Annotated in this window: 20 protein-coding genes; 6 read left to right on the top strand and 14 right to left on the bottom strand. The window is 70.2% G+C overall.

The window, feature by feature from the left end:
• Positions 1–76: 76 nt before the first annotated feature.
• The gene (locus tag ACFYY7_RS16110; protein WP_388661935.1) at positions 77–1,033 is read left to right on the top strand and encodes a hypothetical protein; all 957 of its coding nucleotides are present in this window, start codon (positions 77–79) and stop codon (positions 1,031–1,033) included.
• Positions 1,034–1,218: 185 nt separating this feature from the next.
• Positions 1,219–1,401, top strand: coding sequence for a hypothetical protein (locus ACFYY7_RS16105; protein WP_388661933.1), 183 nt, complete (start codon positions 1,219–1,221; stop codon positions 1,399–1,401).
• 42 nt (positions 1,402–1,443) lie between these two features.
• On the opposite strand, the gene ACFYY7_RS16100 is transcribed toward ACFYY7_RS16105, so the two are convergent.
• Positions 1,444–1,794, bottom strand: coding sequence for a metal-sensitive transcriptional regulator (locus ACFYY7_RS16100; RefSeq protein WP_266730986.1), 351 nt, complete (start codon positions 1,792–1,794; stop codon positions 1,444–1,446).
• Between the two features lie 200 nt (positions 1,795–1,994).
• Here ACFYY7_RS16100 and ACFYY7_RS16095 point away from each other — a divergent pair, with 200 nt between their 5' ends.
• Positions 1,995–2,615 carry a DUF47 domain-containing protein gene (locus tag ACFYY7_RS16095; RefSeq protein WP_072488031.1) on the top strand — a complete coding sequence of 207 codons (621 nt, stop codon included), beginning with the start codon at positions 1,995–1,997 and terminating at the stop codon, positions 2,613–2,615.
• Between the two features lie 5 nt (positions 2,616–2,620).
• Positions 2,621–3,619, top strand: a complete 999-nt coding sequence (locus tag ACFYY7_RS16090; protein WP_388661930.1) for an anion permease — start codon at positions 2,621–2,623, stop codon at positions 3,617–3,619.
• 258 nt (positions 3,620–3,877) lie between these two features.
• On the opposite strand, the gene pstB is transcribed toward ACFYY7_RS16090, so the two are convergent.
• The 11 genes from pstB to mshD all read right to left on the bottom strand — a co-directional run bounded on the left by pstB (position 3,878) and on the right by mshD (position 15,604).
• On the bottom strand, positions 3,878–4,654 hold the full coding sequence (gene pstB, locus ACFYY7_RS16085; protein WP_388661928.1) for a phosphate ABC transporter ATP-binding protein PstB: 777 nt from the start codon (positions 4,652–4,654) through the stop codon (positions 3,878–3,880).
• Between the two features lie 27 nt (positions 4,655–4,681).
• A complete protein-coding gene (gene pstA, locus ACFYY7_RS16080) occupies positions 4,682–5,767 on the bottom strand; it encodes a phosphate ABC transporter permease PstA (RefSeq protein ID WP_388661926.1) in 1,086 nt (361 codons plus the stop codon).
• Positions 5,764–6,753 (bottom strand): phosphate ABC transporter permease subunit PstC, encoded by a 990-nt coding sequence (gene pstC / locus ACFYY7_RS16075; RefSeq protein WP_388661924.1) that lies wholly within the window; start codon positions 6,751–6,753, stop codon positions 5,764–5,766. The genes pstA and pstC overlap by 4 nt, the downstream gene beginning before the upstream one ends.
• A 182-nt stretch (positions 6,754–6,935) precedes the next feature.
• A complete protein-coding gene (gene pstS, locus ACFYY7_RS16070) occupies positions 6,936–8,069 on the bottom strand; it encodes a phosphate ABC transporter substrate-binding protein PstS (RefSeq protein WP_388661922.1) in 1,134 nt (377 codons plus the stop codon).
• Between the two features lie 235 nt (positions 8,070–8,304).
• On the bottom strand, positions 8,305–8,796 hold the full coding sequence (locus tag ACFYY7_RS16065) for an NUDIX hydrolase (protein WP_388661920.1): 492 nt from the start codon (positions 8,794–8,796) through the stop codon (positions 8,305–8,307).
• Positions 8,793–9,797: a CHAD domain-containing protein gene (locus tag ACFYY7_RS16060; RefSeq protein WP_388661918.1), complete on the bottom strand. Its 1,005-nt coding sequence runs from the start codon at positions 9,795–9,797 to the stop codon at positions 8,793–8,795. Before ACFYY7_RS16060 ends, ACFYY7_RS16065 begins: the two co-directional genes overlap by 4 nt.
• On the bottom strand, positions 9,784–12,039 hold the full coding sequence (locus ACFYY7_RS16055) for an RNA degradosome polyphosphate kinase (RefSeq protein ID WP_388661916.1): 2,256 nt from the start codon (positions 12,037–12,039) through the stop codon (positions 9,784–9,786). The genes ACFYY7_RS16060 and ACFYY7_RS16055 overlap by 14 nt, the downstream gene beginning before the upstream one ends.
• 270 nt (positions 12,040–12,309) lie before the next feature.
• A complete protein-coding gene (locus ACFYY7_RS16050; RefSeq protein WP_388661914.1) occupies positions 12,310–13,269 on the bottom strand; it encodes an ABC transporter permease in 960 nt (319 codons plus the stop codon).
• Positions 13,266–14,171 (bottom strand): ABC transporter ATP-binding protein, encoded by a 906-nt coding sequence (locus ACFYY7_RS16045; RefSeq protein WP_388661912.1) that lies wholly within the window; start codon positions 14,169–14,171, stop codon positions 13,266–13,268. The genes ACFYY7_RS16050 and ACFYY7_RS16045 overlap by 4 nt, the downstream gene beginning before the upstream one ends.
• A complete protein-coding gene (locus ACFYY7_RS16040; protein WP_388661910.1) occupies positions 14,168–14,578 on the bottom strand; it encodes a GntR family transcriptional regulator in 411 nt (136 codons plus the stop codon). The genes ACFYY7_RS16045 and ACFYY7_RS16040 overlap by 4 nt, the downstream gene beginning before the upstream one ends.
• Positions 14,579–14,680: 102 nt before the next feature.
• Positions 14,681–15,604, bottom strand: a complete 924-nt coding sequence (gene mshD, locus ACFYY7_RS16035) for a mycothiol synthase (protein WP_388661908.1) — start codon at positions 15,602–15,604, stop codon at positions 14,681–14,683.
• Between the two features lie 318 nt (positions 15,605–15,922).
• Between mshD and ACFYY7_RS16030 the strand changes: the two genes are divergently transcribed.
• Positions 15,923–17,767, top strand: coding sequence for a bifunctional metallophosphatase/5'-nucleotidase (locus tag ACFYY7_RS16030; RefSeq protein ID WP_388661906.1), 1,845 nt, complete (start codon positions 15,923–15,925; stop codon positions 17,765–17,767).
• Here ACFYY7_RS16030 and ACFYY7_RS16025 read toward each other — a convergent pair.
• On the bottom strand, positions 17,757–18,065 hold the full coding sequence (locus ACFYY7_RS16025; RefSeq protein WP_388661904.1) for a hypothetical protein: 309 nt from the start codon (positions 18,063–18,065) through the stop codon (positions 17,757–17,759). The genes ACFYY7_RS16030 and ACFYY7_RS16025 overlap by 11 nt on opposite strands.
• Positions 18,050–18,226: a hypothetical protein gene (locus ACFYY7_RS16020; RefSeq protein ID WP_388661902.1), complete on the bottom strand. Its 177-nt coding sequence runs from the start codon at positions 18,224–18,226 to the stop codon at positions 18,050–18,052. The genes ACFYY7_RS16025 and ACFYY7_RS16020 overlap by 16 nt, the downstream gene beginning before the upstream one ends.
• A gap of 297 nt (positions 18,227–18,523) precedes the next feature.
• Between ACFYY7_RS16020 and ACFYY7_RS16015 the strand changes: the two genes are divergently transcribed.
• Positions 18,524–19,417: a phosphatidylinositol-specific phospholipase C gene (locus ACFYY7_RS16015; protein WP_328512369.1), complete on the top strand. Its 894-nt coding sequence runs from the start codon at positions 18,524–18,526 to the stop codon at positions 19,415–19,417.
• The last annotated feature ends 13 nt before the right edge of the window (positions 19,418–19,430 follow it).

Genomic DNA, 19,430 nt, shown 5'->3' with positions numbered 1-19,430 from the left:
GGGGGACACGGGTCGTCGTTATGCGGAACGGACGGGCCTCTCGGGCAGGCGTTACGGCGTTGGGGGTTGGCAGGCGATGGTGGTGCGGCAGCACAGGTCCAAGGGCGGGGCGCGTGCTGTCTGCGCCCTTGCCGTGGTGGGCGTGATGGCGGCGACCGCCGGTTGCTCGGCGGGCGGAGGCGGTGACCCGGCCGTGGCCGACGAACGGGGCGGGGCCGACTCCCTCGACGCGGTCCACCGCGCGGCCGCGGTGCTCGCGGGGACGGTGAGCGGGACGGGAACGGCGGCGGTGGCCTCCCCTGGTCCCTCGGCCTCCCCTGGTCCCTCGGCAGCCGCCGGTTCCTCGGCCTCCCCGGGCTCCGGGGCCGTCGCCGGGACCGCCGAGGTGCTGACGTCGATGGAGACCGCGTCGGGCGGGACGCGGGTGACCATCCGGGGCCGGGGCACGTACGACTTCCGCAACCGGACCGGCCGGCTCACCGTCGTGCTGCCCGAGGACGCCGCCGGTGAGGACGAGCACCGCCCCATCACCGAACTGCTGGCCCCCGGCGCGCTCTACATGATGAACCGCGGCGCCGGAGTGCCCGTCGACAAATGGGTCAGGGTGGACACGACGACCCTGGAGGACGGCAACCTCGTCACCGGCGGGGTGACCGATCCGATGGCCGCCGCCGAACTGCTGCGCGGGGCGCGGCAGGTGACGTACGTGGAGAAGACCGTGCTCGCCGGGGTCCCCGTGCGGCACTACCGGGGGACGGCGGACATCGGGCTGGCCGCGCGCGAGGCCGCGCCCGGATCGCGCGGGGCGCTGGCCGCGGCAGCGAAAGGGTTCAGCAAGGTCACGGTGCCGTTCGACGCGTACCTCGACGAGCAGGGGCGGCTGCGCAAGGTGCGCCACCGGTTCAGCTTCGCCAACAAGGGGCCGGCGGTGGAGGTGGTGTCGACCACACTGCTGTACGGGTTCGGGGTGCCGGTCTCCGTACGGCTGCCGGACGGCCGTGACATCTACACCGGGCAGATCCGGCAGGAATAGCCGAGCGGTGGACGGGCGGGGGTGCGAGCCAGGACGCGGGCGGGGATGCCGGTCAGGATGCGGGCGGGGAGGCGGGCGTGACGTAGGTATGCCGGCGCCGGCGAAATGGTCCGTCCGTGCCATGCGCGGCGCGTGGTCCGCTCCCTACGCTAGGAAGCCGGTGACGGCAGTGAGAGGCGAGTGACGTGGTGACGCTCAGCGCGCGGACCGTATCCGACCATGTGGCCCTCGCCGAGATCGAGCTCTGCGGTGAGCTGATGATCGCCGCGTCGGCCGCGATCGGGGAACGGCTCAGCGCGGACCGTATCGACGAGGTGCTCAACGTCCGCGTGATCACCGAGCGGGCCACCGTCCCCCGGCAGGGATAGCGCCGGGGGTGAGCGCGGCGTCTGCGGCCCGAGCCCCCGCCATCAGGTGCGGAGCAGCCGGGCGATCGCCTTCGTGGCTTCCTCGACCTTGGCGTCGATCTCCTCGCCGCCCTTGACCGCCGCGTCCGCGACGCAGTGCCGCAGGTGCTCCTCCAGCAGCTGGAGCGCGAACGACTGGAGCGCCTTCGTGGACGCCGATACCTGGGTCAGTATGTCGATGCAGTAGACGTCCTCGTCGACCATGCGCTGGAGGCCGCGGATCTGGCCCTCGATCCGGCGCAGCCGCTTGAGGTGTTCGGCCTTCTGGTGGTGATAACCGTGTATGCCCCGGTCGTGATCGGTGATGGCGGATTCCGTCTCCGTGGCGGTCCCGGCGGCCTCGGTGGTGGTCATTACTGCCTCCCGTTTTCCCTTTACCCTGCCGTTTATATACCCCTGGTGGGTATATCCTAACGAATTCATCTGAAACGTGACCGGGGGCCCGTGCTGATCACAGTGCCTGATGCGCGACACTGAAGAACGCCGGTTAGCCGTGGCCGGATGATGCGCCTAGCATCAGCCTGACCGAATCCAAAGCACCCCGAGGACCCCACGTGCGCTTTCGTCTGACCCCCAGGGAGACGAGCTTCTACGACATGTTCTCCGCGTCCGCGGACAACATCGTCACGGGCTCGAAACTCCTGATGGAACTGCTCGGGGCGGACTCTGCCTCCCGAGTCGAGATCGCGGAGCGCATGCGGGCAGCGGAGCACGCGGGGGACGATGCCACCCACGCGATCTTCCACCAGCTGAACTCCTCTTTCATTACGCCGTTCGACCGCGAGGACATTTACAACCTCGCTTCGTCGCTCGACGACATCATGGACTTCATGGAGGAGGCCGTCGACCTGGTCGTGCTCTACCAGGTCGAGGAACTCCCCAACGGCATTGCCCAGCAGATCGAGGTGCTGGCCCGCGCGGCCGAGCTGACCGCCGAGGCGATGCCGGGGCTGCGCACGATGGACAATCTCACCGAGTACTGGATCGAGGTCAACCGCCTGGAGAACCAGGCCGACCAGATCCACCGCAAGCTGCTCGCTCATCTCTTCAACGGCAAGTACGACGCCATAGAGGTGCTGAAGCTCAAGCAGATCGTGGACGTGCTGGAAGAGGCGGCCGACGCGTTCGAGCACGTCGCCAACACGGTGGAGACCATCGCGGTCAAGGAGTCCTGAACCACGTGGACACCTTTGCGCTGATCGTGACCATCGGTGTCGCGCTCGGCTTCACGTATACGAACGGCTTCCACGACTCGGCGAACGCCATCGCCACGTCCGTCTCCACCCGTGCGCTCACCCCCCGCGCGGCGCTCGCGATGGCCGCGGTGATGAACCTGGCCGGTGCGTTCCTCGGCAGCGGTGTCGCCAAGACTGTCAGCGAGGGCCTGATCGCCACTCCCGAGGGCGCCAAGGGGATGGGAATCCTCTTCGCCGCGCTCGTCGGCGCGATCATCTGGAACCTCGTCACCTGGTACTACGGCCTGCCGTCCTCGTCCTCGCACGCCCTGTTCGGCGGCATGGTCGGTGCGGCGCTGGCCGGCGGGACACTGGTGCACTGGGACGGGGTGCTCGACAAGGTCGTCATCCCGATGTTCGTCTCGCCGGTCATAGGTCTGGTCGTCGGCTATCTGGTGATGGTCGCGATCATGTGGATGTTCCGGAAGTCCAACCCGCACAAGGCCAAGCGCGGCTTCCGGATCGCGCAGACGGTCTCGGCCGCGGGCATGGCGCTCGGCCACGGTCTCCAGGACGCGCAGAAGACCATGGGCATCGTGGTGATGGCCCTGGTCATCGCCGACGTCGAGAGCCCGAGCGACCCGATCCCGGTCTGGGTGAAGCTGGTCTGCGCGCTGATGCTCTCGCTGGGTACGTACGCGGGTGGCTGGCGCATCATGCGGACGCTCGGCCGGAAGATCATCGAGCTGGACCCGCCGCAGGGGTTCGCGGCGGAGACCACGGGCGCCTCGATCATGTTCGGATCGGCGTTCCTGTTCCACGCGCCGATCTCCACGACGCATGTGATCACCTCCGCGATCATGGGTGTGGGCGCCACGAAGCGGGTGAACGCCGTCCGCTGGGGCGTCGCCAAGAACATCATCCTGGGCTGGTTCATCACGATGCCGGCCGCGGGACTGGTCGCCGCGGCGAGCTACGGGGTCGTGGTCCTGTTCTTCGGCTGACGGCTGGGGCGGCTGATGGCCGTCATCCGCTGGGACACGGCGGTACGTACGTACGGAAATGGGGCCGCCCCCACTCCCTTCGCGGGAGTGGGGGCGGCCCCTTCGCCTTGTGGTGGCACCGCCATGCAGCACCCCAAGGCAGTCTGGGGACGAGGCCGGTTCGCCGGAGGGGTGAGGCGGTTCGCCGGTGGAAACCCACCACCGGGCGTAACCACCCACGTCCCCGGCCCACGCCGGCTCCGTTGCCGGGTGACCTGTCTATCCGAAGCGTCCCGAGATGTAGTCCTCGGTGGCCTGGACGGACGGGTTGGAGAAGATGCGTTCCGTCTCGTCGATCTCGATGAGCTTGCCGGGCTTGCCGACCGCCGCGAGGTTGAAGAACGCCGTGCGGTCCGAGACGCGGGCCGCCTGCTGCATGTTGTGCGTCACGATGACGATCGTGAAGCGCTCCTTCAGCTCGCCGATCAGGTCCTCGATGGCGAGGGTGGAGATCGGGTCCAGGGCGGAGCACGGCTCGTCCATCAGCAGCACGTCCGGCTCGACCGCGATCGCGCGGGCGATGCACAGACGCTGCTGCTGACCGCCGGAGAGACCGGAGCCGGGCTTGTTCAGCCGGTCCTTGACCTCGTTCCAGAGGTTGGCGCCGCGCAGCGACTTCTCGACGATCTCGGGCAGCTGGCTCTTCTTGTACGAGCCGTTCAGCTTGAGGCCGGCCGCGACGTTGTCGAAGATCGACATCGTCGGGAACGGGTTCGGGCGCTGGAAGACCATGCCGACCGTGCGGCGCACGGTGACCGGGTCGACGTTCGCCCCGTACAGGTTCTCGTCGTCCAGCAGCACCTTGCCCTCGACGCGGCCACCGGGGGTGACCTCGTGCATGCGGTTCAGGGTGCGCAGGAAGGTGGACTTGCCGCAGCCGGACGGGCCGATGAAGGCGGTCACGGAGCGGGGCTCCACGGTCATCGAGATGTCCTCGATGGCGAGGTGGGAGCCGTAGTAGGCGGACAGACCGCTGACGTCGATGCGCTTGGCCATCTGAATCACTGCTTCTTTCGTGCCGCGTCAGCGGCCGGTCTTCGGGGCCTTCCAGCGGGCGATGCCGCGGGCCACCAGGTTGAGGATCATGACGAAGGCGATCAGGACCAGCGCGGCGGCCCAGGCACGGTCGTACGACTGGTCGGTACCGACCCGGTACTGCTCCCAGATGTAGAAGGGGAGCGAGGACTGTGCACCCTGGAACGGGTTGGGGTTGATCAGCTGGCTGCCGAAGACCAGCAGCATGATCGGCGCGGTCTCACCGGCGATGCGGGCGATCGCGAGCATCACACCGGTGGTGATGCCGCCGATCGCGGTCGGCAGGACCACCTTCAGGATCGTGCGCCACTTCGGGACGCCGAGGGCGAGCGATGCCTCGCGGAGCTCGTTCGGGACGAGCTTGAGCATCTCCTCGGTGGAGCGGACCACGACCGGGATCATCAGGATCGTGAGCGCCAGCGCGCCCATCAGGCCGGACGGCTGGGTCTTCGTCATCAGCATGATCGAGAGGATGAAGAGACCGGCGACGATGGACGGGATGCCCGTCATGACGTCGACGAAGAAGGTCACGGCCTTGGCCAGTGCGCCCCTGCCGTACTCCACCAGGTAGACGGCGGTCAGCATGCCGATCGGGGCGGAGATCACGGTGGCGATGCCGACCTGCTCCAGCGTCCCGATCAGCGCGTGGTAGACACCGCCGGTCGGCTCGGAGCCGAGCACGCCGGCCATCGAGTGGGTCAGGAAGTACCCGTCCAGGCGCTCCGCGCCCCGGCTGATCGTCGTCCACAGCAGCGAGGCGAGCGGCACGACGGCCAGCAGGAAGCACACCCAGACGATGCTGGTCGCGAGCCGGTCCTTGGCCTGGCGCCGGTTCTCCACGACCGAGGTCGCGATGTACGAGATGACGACGAAGAGGAGGGCGGAGAACAGCCCCCACTGGGTGCGGCTCTGCCAGCCGGCCGCGGCACCGGTGCCCACGCCCAGCGCGAGCGCCACGGCGGCGAAGGCGAACGGGGCCCAGCGGGGCAGTGCCCGGCTGCTCAGGCTCGTCGAGCGCTTGGGCGCCGTCGCGGCGGGACGCTCCTGTATGCCCGTGTTGGCTGCCTGGCTCATGCGTTGGCCCCCGAGTATTCCTTGCGGCGGGCGATGATCAGCCGGGCCGCGCCGTTGACCAGCAGGGTGAGGACGAAGAGCACGAGGCCCGAGGCGATCAGGGCGTCGCGCCCGAACTCGTCGGCCTCGTCGAACTTCGCGGCGATGTTCTGGGCGAAGGTGCCGCCGCCGGGGTTGAGCAGGTGCCCGGAGATGACGAAGCTCGGCGACAGGACCGTGGCGACGGCCATCGTCTCGCCGAGCGCGCGGCCCAGGCCCAGCATCGAGGCGGAGATCACGCCGGAGCGGCCGAAGGGGAGCACCGAGAGGCGGATGACTTCCCAGCGGGTGGCGCCGAGTGCGAGGGCGGCCTCCTCGTTCATCTTCGGGACCTGGAGGAAGACCTCGCGGCTGACGCTGGTCACGATCGGCAGGATCATGATCGCGAGCAGGATGCCGACGGTGAAGAGCGAGCGGGCGACGCCGACCTCGGTCTTCTCGAAGATGTACGTCCAGCCGAAGAACTGGTCGAGCCAGAGGTTCAGGCCCTCCAGGTACGGGACCAGGACGAGGGCGCCCCAGATGCCGTACACGATGCTCGGTACTGCGGCGAGCAGGTCGACGACGTACGCGAGGGGCGCGGCCAGCTTGCGCGGCGCGTAGTGCGAGATGAACAGGGCGATGCCGACAGCGACCGGGACGGCGATGGCCATCGCGATGATCGAGCTGACGACCGTGCCGAAGAGGAGGACCGCGATGCCGAACACCGGCGGGTCACCGGCCGGGTTCCAGTCGAAGGTGGTGAAGAAGTTGCCTTCGTTCTTGGAGACGGCGATCGAGGCGCGGTAGGTCAGGAACACGGCGATCGACGCCATGATCACGAGCAGCAGAATGCCCGAGCCCCTGGAGAGGCCCAGGAAGACCTTGTCGCCCAAGCGGCCGGAGCCGACGCGCTTGCGCACCACCGGCGGTGCCGGCGGATTTTCTATCGGTGTGGTGGAAGCCATGGTCTTTCCGGTCTGTGTGGGGGAGCGGTCTGGCTCCCCTGGCGGCGGTGCACCGGATGGGTGGTGGCGGACCGGTCCGGAGGGGTGCACCGGACCGGTCTGCCGGATGTTGCTGTTGTTACTGGTGTTGCTGGTGTGCTGGTTCTGCTGAAGGCGTTACGGGCGTTGCCTGCCCGTCCCGGTTACGAGAGGGAGGCGATGGTCTCGCGGACCTTGCTGTTGATCTCGGTCGGGATCGGCGCGTAACCGGCCTCGGTGAGGAGCTTCTGGCCCTCGTCACCGGCGGTGTAGTTGAGGAAGGACTTGACCGTGGAGAGGGTCTCGGGCTTGTTGCCCTTGTCGCAGACGATCTCGTACGTCACCAGGACGATCGGGTAGGCGCCCTCGGCCTTGGTGGTGTAGTCGAGGTCCAGCGCCAGGTCCTTGCCGGTGCCCTTGATCTTGGCGGCGGCGATGGCCTTGGAGGCATTCTCCGAGGTGGCCTTGACCGGGGCGGAGCCACCGGTGTCGATGTCCACGGTGGAGATCGACTGCGAGGTGGCGTAGCTGAGCTCGAAGTAGCCGATCGAGCCGTCGACCTGCTTCACCTGGGCGGCGACACCGGAGGAGCCGGACGCGGCCTGGCCACCGGGGGCCGGCCACTTCTTCTCGGCCTCGTACTTCCAGTCGCTCGGGGCGGCAGCGCCGAGGTACTTGCCGAGGTTCTGCGTGGTGCCGGAGTCCTCGGAGCGGTGGAAGGCCTGGATCGGCTTGTCCGGGAGCTTCGCGCCGGTGTTGAGCTTGGCGATCGCCTCGTCGTTCCACTTCTTGATCTTGCCGTCGAAGATCTTGGCGAGGGTGGGGGCGTCCAGCGTGAGGCTGTCGACACCCTCCAGGTGGAAGCCGATGGCGACCGGGCCGCCGACCATCGGGAGGTTGATGCCCTGGCCGCCCTTGCAGATCTTCTTCGATTCGGCGACCTCTTCGGGCTTCAGCGCCGAGTCGGAACCGGCGAAGCCGACGGTGCCCTGGTTGAAGGCGACGATGCCCTCGCCGGAGGAGGAGGACTTGTAGTTGATCTCGACGCCGGAGCAGCCGGCCATGTAGTTCTTGGCCCAGAGGTCCATGGCGTTCTTCTGCGCGCTGGAGCCGGAGGCGGGCAGCTGGCCCTTGGCGTCGTCGCACTTGATGTTCGACGCGGCGCTGGTCTTCCCGCCGTTGCCGCCGGTCGTGCCGCTGTTGTCGTCCGAGCCGCACGCCGTGAGGACCAGGGCGCCGGAGACGGCAAGGGCACCGAGCGCGGTGGCACGAAGCAGGTTCTTGCGCTGAAGCTTCACTTTCGGGTGTTCCTTCCAGGAGCCGCCGAGGTCTTTTCGTTCTACGACGGCGTGCGATGTGGTGGGTGCTCCGGCGTTGCGCCGTGCCCCGTGCACTGCCGAAGTTAGGCAGAACAGGTGAAGCGGCCTACGGGGGAGAGTGAACGGAAGGTGAACCGTGTCGGACGGTGTGGTTCTGGCCCTTGGCCGGGGCCCGGTGGAAGTCAGCGGCACGGTGGGGCCGGGCCCGGCGGCGTCAGTGCTCCGGCAGCGTCGCGAGCAGGGCGTCCAGCAGCTCCCGGTCGCGGTCCTGGGTGAGACGGGTACGGGCCGCCGCCGGGGAGAGCCAGCTCACCCGGTCGACCTCGGTGCCGGGCACGAAGGAGCCGCCGGTCGCCTCTGCCGCCCAGTAGGCGACCTCTTTGGGCCGGCCGTTCGCGAGATAGCGGATCGTGGGGAGCGCGGCCCCGGGGGCGCAGTGGTGGCCGGTCTCCTCCAGGACCTCGCGCCGGGCGGCGTCCAGCGCGGGCTCGCCGCGCTTCAGCTTCCCCTTGGGGTGCGACCAGTCGTCGTAACGGGGCCGGTGGACCAGACAGATCTCCAGCATGCCGGAGCGCTCCGACCGCCGCCACAGCACGCACCCGGCGGCGAGCACCGGCCCGTTCCCGGTGCGCTTGGCACCGGGGCTCCCGGCGCGCCCGGCGCGCCCGGCGCGCCCGGCACCGCGGGCGCCCACCGTCCCGCTCATGGCGCGGTCACGGCCGCGGCGTACGGCCAGCTCGCCCGGAACACGCCGCGGGCGGCCTCCACCTCATGGCGCTGGTCGGCGTGGAGCACGCCCAGGGCGTACGCGGTCGCGGGCGCGATGCGGGGCGTACGGGCCGCCGACGACGCCGCCGCGGCCGCCTCCGAGGCATCCCGGTGCAGATCGAGCGCGCGCCCCGGCGCGGTCAGGACCGGATCGGGGGCGCCCCGCACCACCTCGTGGGCGTACCGGTGCAGCCGCAGCAGCAGCCGGGCCCGGTGCCAGGGCGCGTCCTGCGCCTCGTTGTACGGCTCGACCGCCTGGCCGGAGGGGAGCGCCGCCACCGCGCCGAGCAACTGCTGTTCGGCCCGGTCGGCGGGCCCGTGCAGCATCTCCTCGGCCGGGGCCGCGGCCGCCGGGGCGAGCGGGACCTCCGAGGCGAGCAGCGCGACGGAGTCGGCCACCGCGTGGAAGCGGGAGGAGCCGAGCGCCTGGAGGGCGGCGGAGTGGGCACGGGTCCTGGCGAGGGTCAGCTGCCGGTCGAGGAGCGCTCCGGCGCGGGCTGCGCCGACACCGAGGGCGGCGCGCTCCTTGTCGGCGGCGCTGTCGGAGCCGGACCCGTTGCGGGCGGTGGGCAGCGAGGTGCCGGACAGGGCGTGCAGGGCTTCGAGGAGCCGGTGCAGCCGGGTCGCGTAGGCGTGTTCCCTGGCCAGGGTGCCCGACAGCCAGGCCAGTTCGGTACGGAGCTGCTCGGCCCAGGTGGCGTCCAGCGCCGCCCGGAAGGTGTGCAGCGTGCCGCCGATCCGGCGCGAGGAGCGGCGCAGCGCGCCGGCGGCCTCCTCGGCTCCGTGGGTCCCGGCGTCCGTGGGGGCGCTGTTCTCGCGGTGCAGGCGCAGGCTGCGGAGGAATTCGGCGGCCTGTTCCTGAAGGTAGGGCGCGAGTACCGCGCCCGCCGTAAGGTCCGCGAGGTCCGCCTGCGTCGTCTGGTGGTCATGGCGTCGCACGCCGGCGCCTCCGGGCGTCAATGAGCATTTCCTGTACGTGCCGCAGCGGCTGGCCGTCCGCGTCCGTGGAGTGCCGGGTCCAGTTCCCGTCGGAACCCAGGTGCCAGGAGGAGGTGGTGTCGGCCATGCCGGTCTCCAGGAGACGGCTGAGCGCGGCGCGGTGGGCGGGGTCGGTGACCCGGACCAGTGCTTCGATCCGGCGGTCGAGGTTGCGGTGCATCATGTCGGCGCTGCCGAACCACACTTCGGGTTCGCCGCCGTTGCCGAAGGCGAAGACCCGGGAGTGTTCGAGGAAGCGGCCCAGTATCGAGCGGACCCGGATGTTCTCGGAGAGACCGGTGACGCCGGGGCGGATCGCGCAGATGCCGCGTACCCATATGTCGACCGGTACGCCGGCGGCCGCGGCCCGGTAGCAGGCGTCGATGATCGCTTCATCGACCATCGAGTTGACCTTGATGCGGACGTAGGCGGTCCGCCCGGCCCGCTGGTGGGTGATCTCCTTGTTGATCCGGGTGATCAGCCCGTCCCGCAGGGATTTCGGGGCGACCAGGAGACGGCGGTAGGTCTCGCGGCGGGAGTAGCCGGAGAGCCGGTTGAAGAGGTCGGAGAGGTCCGCGCCGACCTGCGGGTCCGCCGTCAGCAGGCCGAGGTCCTCGTACAGCCGTGCCGTCTTGGGGTGGTAGTTGCCGGTCCCGACGTGCGAGTAGCGGCGCAGCGTGTCGCCCTCCTGGCGGACCACGAGCGACAGCTTGCAGTGGGTCTTCAGTCCGACGAGGCCGTAGACGACGTGGCAGCCGGACTCCTCCAGCTTCCGCGCCCACTTGATGTTGGCCTGCTCGTCGAAGCGGGCCTTGATCTCCACGAGCACCAGGACCTGCTTGCCGGACTCGGCGGCGTCGATGAGGGCGTCCACTATCGGCGAGTCGCCCGAGGTCCGGTACAGGGTCTGCTTGATGGCGAGGACGTCGGGGTCGCTCGCGGCCTGCTCCAGGAACGCCTGTACGGAGGTGGAGAAGGAGTCGTACGGGTGGTGCAGGAGCACGTCGCGTTCGCGCAGCGCGGCGAAGACGTCGGGCGCGGAGGCGGATTCGACCTCGGAGAGGTCGCGGTGGGTGCCGGCGATGAACTTGGGGAACTTCAGCTCGGGCCGGTCCAGGGACGCTATGCCGAAGAGCCCGGTCAGATCGAGCGGTCCGGGCAGCGGGTAGACCTCGGCGTCGGACACCTTCAGCTCGCGCACCAGCAGGTCCAGCACGTACGGGTCGATGGACTCCTCGACCTCCAGCCGGACCGGCGGGCCGAACCGGCGCCGCATGAGCTCCTTCTCCAGGGCCTTGAGGAGGTTCTCGGCGTCGTCCTCCTCGACCTCCAGGTCCTCGTTCCTGGTGACCCGGAACATGTGGTGGGCGAGGACCTCCATGCCCGGGAAGAGCTCTTCGAGGTGGGCCGCGATGACGTCCTCTATGGGCACGTACCGCTGCGGCGACGCCTCCAGGAAGCGGGTCAGCAGCGGCGGCACCTTGACCCGGGCGAAGTGGCGGTGGCCGCTGACCGGGTTGCGTACGACGACGGCGAGGTTGAGCGAGAGCCCCGAGATGTACGGGAAGGGGTGCGCCGGGTCGACGGCGAGCGGGGTCAGCACGGGGAAGACGCGCTGCCGGAAGAAGGTGAACAGGCGGGCCTGCTCCTTCTCGTTCAGCTCGGGCCAGCGGATCAGCTGTATGCCCTCGTCGGACAGGGCGGGGGCGACGTCCTGCTGGTAGCAGGCGGCGTGCCGGGCCATGAGCTCGCGCGAGCGGGTCCAGATCAGGTCCAGGACCTCGCGGGGCTGGAGTCCGGAGGCGGAACGGGTGGCGACGCCGGTGGCGATACGGCGCTTCAGTCCGGCCACCCGGACCATGAAGAACTCGTCCAGGTTCGAGGCGAAGATGGCGAGGAAATTAGCCCGTTCGAGGAGGGGGGTCGCGGGGTCCTCGGCCAGTTCGAGCACCCGTTCGTTGAACGCGAGCCAACTGCGCTCGCGGTCCAGGAAACGGCCCTGTGGCAGCTCGTCGCCGTCGACATCGGGTTCGTACGCGTCGACGTCGGCGTCGATGTCGGGATCCAGATCGGCGGCGGTGGACAGCGCGGCGCCGTTGGAGGCGGCGGTGGCGACGGCGCGCGGCCGGTGCGCGGCGAGTGAGCCGACCGACGGCTGCACGGTGGGCTGGACCGGTACCTCGGAGCTGGGCTGCTGGCTCATGGCCCTATTCTTCCGCGCGAATGGCTCAGGAGGCGCGCCGGAGGGGGCGGAGATCGCGGGGAACGCACGGTTGACGTCGTTCGTGCGGTCTCCGCCGGGTTTTCTCCCGTTGCGGGAGGTCGGCACGGCTGGCTGCATCCTGAAAGGGTGGCAAGCGCTTCTGAATGGCTGGTAACGGCGACATGACGTGCAGGAAGCGGTGTCGCGTGCGCGGATTGGTCATACGAACCGGTTCCGGACCCCCGGCGAGGGGCCCGGAACGTACGGACGTCAGCCGTGCCGGCGGCGCAGTACCCGGAAGGCGACGGCGACGGCTAGGGCGGCCAGGGCGAGCAGGATGCCGGTCTCGACGAGCTGGAGGGGCCAGAAGTGCGAGGCGGGGTGGTAGTCGGAGAAGCCGGTGACACCGCCCTGGTCGCGCACGCAGCTCGCGGGGTCCTCCGGGACCGTCCTGCCGGACTTGAAGCAGTCCTTCCAGTAAATCGCCTCGCCGGAGGCGGTGAGCATGCCCGATTCGAGGTACCAGGAGCCGCTGTCCGGTTGCTCTCCGACGGCGCGGAGGGTCGGCCAGAGAGACTGACGGACCCTGCCGAGGCCCACCGCGACCGTGCCGAGGAGGACGACGGTGACGCCCATGGCCAGGACGGTACGGCGTAGGAGCAGGGCGCACAGGGCTCCGACGGCCACTGCCAGCAGGGCGAAGGCGGCCGCGGTCGTTCCGAGGGCGGGATTGACGCTGGTTTCGTACCAGCCGAGCCCGGAGGAGTTCTGGCTCTGCAGCAGGTAGGACCTGCCCCAGCCGTAGGCGAGGGCCAGGACGGTGGTCCCGGAGACCGCCAGGGCGGCGGGAACCGCGAGCCGCGCCGCCAGCCACTGCGCAGGTGAGGCGGACTGGGCCCAGGCCAGCCTGAATGTTCCGCTCTCCAGCTCCCGGGCGATCAGCGGGCCCGCCACGAAGACTCCGACGAGCAGGCCGAGCAGCACCATGATCGTGCCGCCGTTCGACATGAACGTCTCCGCGGTGGTCCGCGCGTAGGACGGCAGGTAGAAGTCGTCCCCGCATGTGGTGGTGTCGCCGTCGGCACACAGCTCGTCGCTGTTCGCGATCCATATCCGCAACGCGACCACGGTGCCGATTCCGAGCAGCAGCAGTGCGGCCGTCGCCCACAGAGCACGGCGGTGCTGGCGTACGACGACCCGTACCGGGCCGCGCAGAGTGATCGCGCTCATACCGCAGCCACCTCCTGGCCGGCCTTGCCGGCCGCCGCGCTCGGCGTCAGCAGCGCCGGGGCCTCCGGCGACCGCAGATGCGCCAGCAGCAGTTCCTCCAGGGAAGGCTCGGTGGCCTCCCAGACGTCGGTGTCCACGGGTCCCTGCCTCCGTACGAGTGCGGTCTGCAGCCGTCCCGCGGTGCGGGACTCGACGACGGTGTGCGGTGCGGTGTCCCGTACCGGGCCGGTGAGCAGGGTGTGCGCGGCGAGGAGGTCCTCCGTCTCGCCGCCGAGGCGGATCCGGCCGCCGTCGACGAGCAGGAGGTAGTCGCAGGCGCCCTCCAGCTCGGTGAGGATGTGCGAGGACATCACGATCGTGGTGGAGTGCTCGGCGGCCTCCGCCATCAGGGCGCCCATCAGCTGGTGGCGGGCGAGCGGGTCGAGGTCGGCCATCGGCTCGTCCAGCAGCAGCAGTTCGGGCCGCTTGCCCAGCGCGAGGGCCAGGGCGAGCCGGGTGCGCTGGCCGCCGGAGAGGTCACGGACCCGGGCGTCGCGCGGGAGCTCCCCGGCGATGCGTTCGGCGGTGTCCTGGTCCCAGGTGGCGGGGTTCAGCTCGTCGCCCGCCCAGAGCGTCGCGGCGACCGTCAACTGCGGGTACAGCGGCTTGTCCTGGGCCACGAAGGCCATCCGGGCACGGGCCTGGCCGGGAGCCGTGCCCAGTACCCGCACCATCCCCTCCGACGGCCGCAGGAAGCCGGCCGCGAGGGCCAGCAGGGTGGACTTGCCCGCGCCGTTGGGTCCGACGAGGGCACACACCCGCCCGGCGGGCAGCCGGAAGGAGCAGTCGCGCAGCGCCCACCCCCTGCCTCTGCCCCGGTACTTCATGCCGAGGCCGGTGGCCTCGATCGCAGCGCCTGTCATCCGGCTTGATCCCCCTTGAAAGTCCTGTCCAGTACGGCGGTGAAGAGCGCGCTCACGTCGTCCTTCTCCAGCCCGGCCGCGCGGGCCCGGCGGGTCCAGTCGGCGAGTTCGGCGCGCAGCGGTGCGTCGTCGGCGGCCGCCGCGCCGCCGAGGGTCCGGGTGACGAAGGTGCCGAGCCCGCGCCGGGCCTCGACCAGGCCCTCGCGCTCCAGCTCCCGGTAGGCCTTGAGCACGGTGTTCGGGTTGATGGCGGTGGCTTCGACGACCTCGCGCGCGGTGGGCAGCCGGTCGCCGGGCTCCAGCAGACCGAGACGGAGCGCTTGCTTGGTCTGCTGGACGATCTGGAGGTACGTGGCGACGCCGCTGCGCCGGTCGATGCGGTACTCGACCGCTGCGGACTCTGCCATGTTCACCCCTTTCACTAATTGAGTAGTGAAAGGGTGGCGCAAAGAAGGGGCGGCGTCAAGCGACGCCGCCCCTGGGGGGAGTTGGGCCCGTAGGCCCTTGCCTCAGGACTCCGTGCGGTACATCAGGTCCACCTCGTGTGTCGCGAAGCCCATCCGCTCGTAGACGGCCAGCGCCGCCTTGTTGTCCGCGTCCACGTAGAGCATCGCGGTCGGCAGTGCCTCGGCGGCCAGATGGCGCAGCCCGATCGCGGTGAGCGCCTTGCCGAGCCCGCCGCCCTGCGCGTCGGGCCGGATGCCGACGACGTACACCTCGCCGAGCTGCTCCTCGGCGTGCACCTTCGTCCAGTGGAAGCCGATCAGCTCGCCGTCGCGCTCGGCCAGGAAGAACCCCTTCGGGTCGAACCACGGCTCCGCCTTGCGGTCGTCCAGGTCGCGCTGGGTCAGCGAACCCTGCTCCGGGTGGTGCGCGAAGGCGGCGCGGTTCACCGCGAGCCAGGCGGCGTCGTCCTCGCCGGGCACGAAGGTGCGGATGGTGACGCCGGGCGGCAGCACCGGCTCCGCGATGTCCAGCGGGGCCAACGGGCGGCGCAGCTGGCGCAGTTCACGGAAGAGCGAGAGGCCGAGGACCTGCGCGAGATGCCGCGCCGCGGACTTCCCGCCGTGCGCCCACACCCGCAGCCGCTTCCCGGTCACGGCGAGCAGCGCCGCGCCCAGCGCCCGCCCGTGGCCCTGCCCCCGGTACGCCGGATGCACGACCAGCTCGGCGGCCGGAGCCTCGACGGGGTCGGTGTCCTCCAGCTGTGCGTACCCGACCAGGACCGGCCCGCTGGTCAGCAGCAGGTGCCGGACCCCCTCCCGCTGCCCGCCCCGAAGCTGCAACCGCCCCTGCTCGGAGACGGCCTGCCTGCCGTCGGACCGGGCCGCCTCGGCGAGCAGATCGGACACGGCGTCCGCCTGCTCGGGGGAGAGCTCGTCGAGCGTCCGGATCTCGCGTCCGGGAGCGGGGAGGGGTGCGTCAGTCGTCATGTCTACGAGCCTAAGGGGGCGGGGTGCATACCGGGGTGGTGTGCGGGCGCTTCGGGACTCGGTCGGCGGTCTGCGGTGTGTTCAGCACACCGTCGGCGATACGGGAGAGATCTCCGGCGCTCGGCAGCAGCTCGCGCACCCGGTCGGGCAGCCCGGCATGCGTGCCGACGGCAGGCGGCGACCTCGGTGCCTCACCGCATGGCAACCAGTTCGTAACCGCGGAAACCTGTCGCGCTACGCGCGTTGACCCTAGGCTGCGCACGAAGTCTCCAGACTCGTCACCACTTTCGACCTCCCGCTGAACTCACAAGGGGACCGATGTCAGCGACACCGCAGAAGAACCGCGCATCCCGGCGGGTGCTCGCCGCCGCGGCCGGGCTCGCCACCATGGGCGCGCTCGTCGCCGCGATGCCGGCCGGCGCCCAGGACCGCCACGGCCACGGTCACGGGCACGGCCACCACAAGCCGGGCCGCACCGTCGACGTACAGCTGCTGTCCTTCAACGACCTGCACGGGAACCTGGAGCCGCCGGCCGGCTCGGCCGGCACGGTCACCGAGACGCAGGCGGACGGTACGACCAAGGCGATCCCGGCCGGCGGCGTCGAGTACCTCGCCTCCTCGCTGCGCACCGCGCGCAAGGGGCACCCGTACTCGATCACCGCGGCCGGCGGCGACATGGTGGGCGCGAGCCCGCTGCTGTCCGGTCTCTTCCACGACGAGCCGACCATCGAGGCGCTCAACAAGATCGACCTCGATGTCACGACCGTCGGCAACCACGAGTTCGACGAGGGCGCCACCGAGCTGGCCCGCCTCCAGAACGGCGGCTGTCACCCGGTCGAGGGGTGCTACGAGAAGGACAAGAAGTTCGAGGGTGCCGACTTCCCCTACCTCGCCGCCAATGTGACGAACGAGAAGTCCGGCAAGCCGATCCTCAAGCCGTACACGGTCTGGAAGAAGAACGGCGTCAAGATCGGCTTCATCGGGGTGACCCTGGAGGGCACGCCGAACATCGTCACGGCCAACGGCGTCAAGGGCCTGAAGTTCCACGACGAGATCGAGACGATCAACAAGTACGCCAAGAAGCTGGACCGCCAGGGCGTCAAGTCCATCGTCGCGCTGATCCACGAGGGCGGGGCCCCGGCCTCCACCTCGTACAACTACGACTGCGACAGCTCCGGCGCCGGTGACGGCATCTCCGGGCCGATCACCGACATCGCCAAGGGCATCACGCCCAAGGTCGACGCCCTGGTCACGGGCCACACCCACCAGGCGTACGTGTGCACCATCCCGGACCCGGCGGGCAACCCGCGCCTGGTCACCTCGGCGTCCTCCTTCGGCAAGCTCTACACCGACACGACGCTCACGTACGACCGCCGCACCAAGGACATCGTCCGTACGTCGGTGAAGTCGTCGAGCCCCTCGAACCCCACCTCGGCGAACCACATCGTCAGCCGGGACCAGCCCAAGGCCAATGACATGACGGCCCTGATCGCGCGCTGGAACACCCTCGCGGCGCCCATCGCGAACCGGCCGCAGGGCTACATCACCGCCGACATCAACGGCCGCGGCTCCACGGCCCCCGAGAAGCCGCTCGGCGACCTGATCGCCGACGCCCAGCTGGAGGGCCTGGCCCCGGCGGACAAGGGCGGGGCGGTCGTCGCCCTCATGAACCCGGGCGGCATCCGCGCGGACCTGGTGCACAAGGCGAGCGGCGCCGAGGGCGACGGGGTGGTGACGTACGGGGAGTCCTTCACCGTGCAGCCCTTCACCAACATGATGAACGTCGTCGACCTCACCGGAGCCCAGCTGGTCGCCGCGCTCCAGCAGCAGGTCAGCGGCTCCAACGAGGCCAGCCCGAAGATCCTCCAGGTCTCCAAGGGCCTCACCTACACCCTGGACATGACGAAGACGGGCGCGGCCCGCGTGGTCACCGACACCATCAAGCTCAACGGTGAGGCGATCGACCCGGCCAAGACCTACCGCGTCGCGATGAACGAGTTCCTGGCGGGCGGCGGCGACGGCTTCGCCGCCCTCGGCGAGGGCACGAACAAGCTGGTCGGCGCCTCCGACCTGGACCTGTTCAACGCCTACCTGTCGGCCCACTCCACGGCCGAGGCCCCGCTGGCCCCGCCGGCGGCGGACCGGATCACGGTCATCCAGTAGTAACTCCCGTACGCGGGTGAGCGGGGCGGTGGGCCGGCGGGCCCACCGCCCTTCCGCGTACGCGGCCGTCAGAGCTTCCGAACGTCACCCCGCGCCACGTCCAGCCCGCCGCGAGCACCGCGTCGCGCACCGGGTCCTTCAGGTCCGAGGTGTCGACGCCGAAGGTCTGCGTCGGGCCGTCCTCCCCGTCCTCCCCGCGCCCGAGCGTCCAGCTCTTCGTGCTCACGCTCACCTGGCCGCGCGCCGCCTCGGCGGAGAGCGCCAGGCGGGGAGTGTCTCCCGCTAGGTGACCTGCCACATCCGGTCCACGGCGCGGACCTCGTTCCTGTCGGGGACCAACCGCAGGCGGATCTGGAGGAGTTCACGCACCTGAGCGCGTAGGAAGAAGGTCCGCCACGCGGGTTCCAGGATCCGCCACTCCGCCACCAGGTCGGCGTCCTCCGCCGAGCCGTCCCGCACCAGCCAGGGCACCTCCGGCCCGCCCGAGCCCCCTTGCTCGGTCCTCGCCCGAGTCCACGGTGCCGGATCCCGCACACCGCCCGGTGCCACCCCCTGCAAAAGAACGTGACACATCAGGGGCCAACCGTCACGTTCGAACTTCCTGGTGCTGCTGGAAGGGGCATGGTGATCGCTGCCACCCCTGTGGCCCGATGGACCTGCCGGTCCCGGGACGGCCGTCGGGCCTGTTCCCGTCGTGACGTGCACCCGCCATAATCCCTGGGTCGACCCCCCACGGCAGACGGAGGCACTTCCCGCATGAGCCCGTACACCGCCACTCGCCGGAACTTCCTGGCCGGCGCACTCGCCGCCACCGCCACCGTCCTGATCGGCGCGGGATCCGCAGGTGCAGCCGACCGCCAAGTCCTCAGTACCCAGGACTGGATGGGCGCCGTCCCCGACGCCACCGGGCTGCAGCGCCTCACGATCCCCGGCTCGCACGACTCCGGCGCCCGCTACGGCGGACCCTGGACCGAGTGCCAGAACACCACGATCGCGGAGCAGCTGAACAGCGGCATCCGTTTCCTGGACGTGCGGTGCCGGGCCACCGGTGGCTCGTTCGCGATCCATCACGGGGCCTCGTACCAGAACCTGATGTTCGGCGATGTGCTGGGCGCCTGCTGGGACTTCCTGGCGGCCCACCCCACCGAGACCGTGCTGATGAGGGTCAAGCAGGAGTACTCGGAGGAGAGCGACGCGACGTTCCGGGCGATCTTCGACGACTACCTCGACAACCGGGGCTGGCGGCCGCTGTTCCGTATCGATCCGGCGCTGCCCTCGCTGGGTCAGGCGCGCGGCAAGGTCGTGCTGCTGGCCGACAACGGCGGGCTGCCCGGTGTCCGGTACGCCGACTCGGGGCTCTTCGACATCCAGGACGACTACATGGCGGAGCCGTTCGCCAAGTACTCGAAGATCGAGGCCCAGTTCCGCAAGGCCGCCCAGCAGCCCGGGAAGCTGTACATGAACTACGTCAGCACCGCCGCCCTGATGCCGCCGCGCTGGAACGCGGACCGGCTCAACCCGCAGGTGCAGTCGTTCCTGGACGGCTCGGAGGCGGCGGGCTGGACCGGGCTCGGGATCGTCCCGCTGGACTTCCCCGCCACCCGGTCGGGCCTGGTGGAATCGCTGATCCGGCACAATCCAGGGGTCTGAGGGGCGCGGGCGG

Source organism: Streptomyces sp. NPDC001933 (assembly GCF_042890955.1).
Lineage (GTDB): Bacteria > Actinomycetota > Actinomycetes > Streptomycetales > Streptomycetaceae > Streptomyces.
This window is presented reverse-complemented; position numbering and strand designations above follow the sequence as displayed.

What these genes read in the sequence shown, in the direction of transcription:
- ACFYY7_RS16110 (WP_388661935.1), top strand. Translation starts at nt 77, where the DNA reads ATGGTGGTGCGGCAGCACAGGTCCAAGGGCGGGGCGCGTGCTGTCTGC.
- ACFYY7_RS16100 (WP_266730986.1), bottom strand. Translation starts at nt 1,794, where the DNA reads ATGACCACCACCGAGGCCGCCGGGACCGCCACGGAGACGGAATCCGCC.
- pstB (WP_388661928.1), bottom strand. Translation starts at nt 4,654, where the DNA reads ATGGCCAAGCGCATCGACGTCAGCGGTCTGTCCGCCTACTACGGCTCC.
- pstA (WP_388661926.1), bottom strand. Translation starts at nt 5,767, where the DNA reads ATGAGCCAGGCAGCCAACACGGGCATACAGGAGCGTCCCGCCGCGACG.
- pstC (WP_388661924.1), bottom strand. Translation starts at nt 6,753, where the DNA reads ATGGCTTCCACCACACCGATAGAAAATCCGCCGGCACCGCCGGTGGTG.
- ACFYY7_RS16065 (WP_388661920.1), bottom strand. Translation starts at nt 8,796, where the DNA reads ATGAGCGGGACGGTGGGCGCCCGCGGTGCCGGGCGCGCCGGGCGCGCC.
- ACFYY7_RS16055 (WP_388661916.1), bottom strand. Translation starts at nt 12,039, where the DNA reads ATGAGCCAGCAGCCCAGCTCCGAGGTACCGGTCCAGCCCACCGTGCAG.
- ACFYY7_RS16050 (WP_388661914.1), bottom strand. Translation starts at nt 13,269, where the DNA reads ATGAGCGCGATCACTCTGCGCGGCCCGGTACGGGTCGTCGTACGCCAG.
- ACFYY7_RS16045 (WP_388661912.1), bottom strand. Translation starts at nt 14,171, where the DNA reads ATGACAGGCGCTGCGATCGAGGCCACCGGCCTCGGCATGAAGTACCGG.
- ACFYY7_RS16040 (WP_388661910.1), bottom strand. Translation starts at nt 14,578, where the DNA reads ATGGCAGAGTCCGCAGCGGTCGAGTACCGCATCGACCGGCGCAGCGGC.
- mshD (WP_388661908.1), bottom strand. Translation starts at nt 15,604, where the DNA reads ATGACGACTGACGCACCCCTCCCCGCTCCCGGACGCGAGATCCGGACG.
- ACFYY7_RS16030 (WP_388661906.1), top strand. Translation starts at nt 15,923, where the DNA reads ATGTCAGCGACACCGCAGAAGAACCGCGCATCCCGGCGGGTGCTCGCC.
- ACFYY7_RS16015 (WP_328512369.1), top strand. Translation starts at nt 18,524, where the DNA reads ATGAGCCCGTACACCGCCACTCGCCGGAACTTCCTGGCCGGCGCACTC.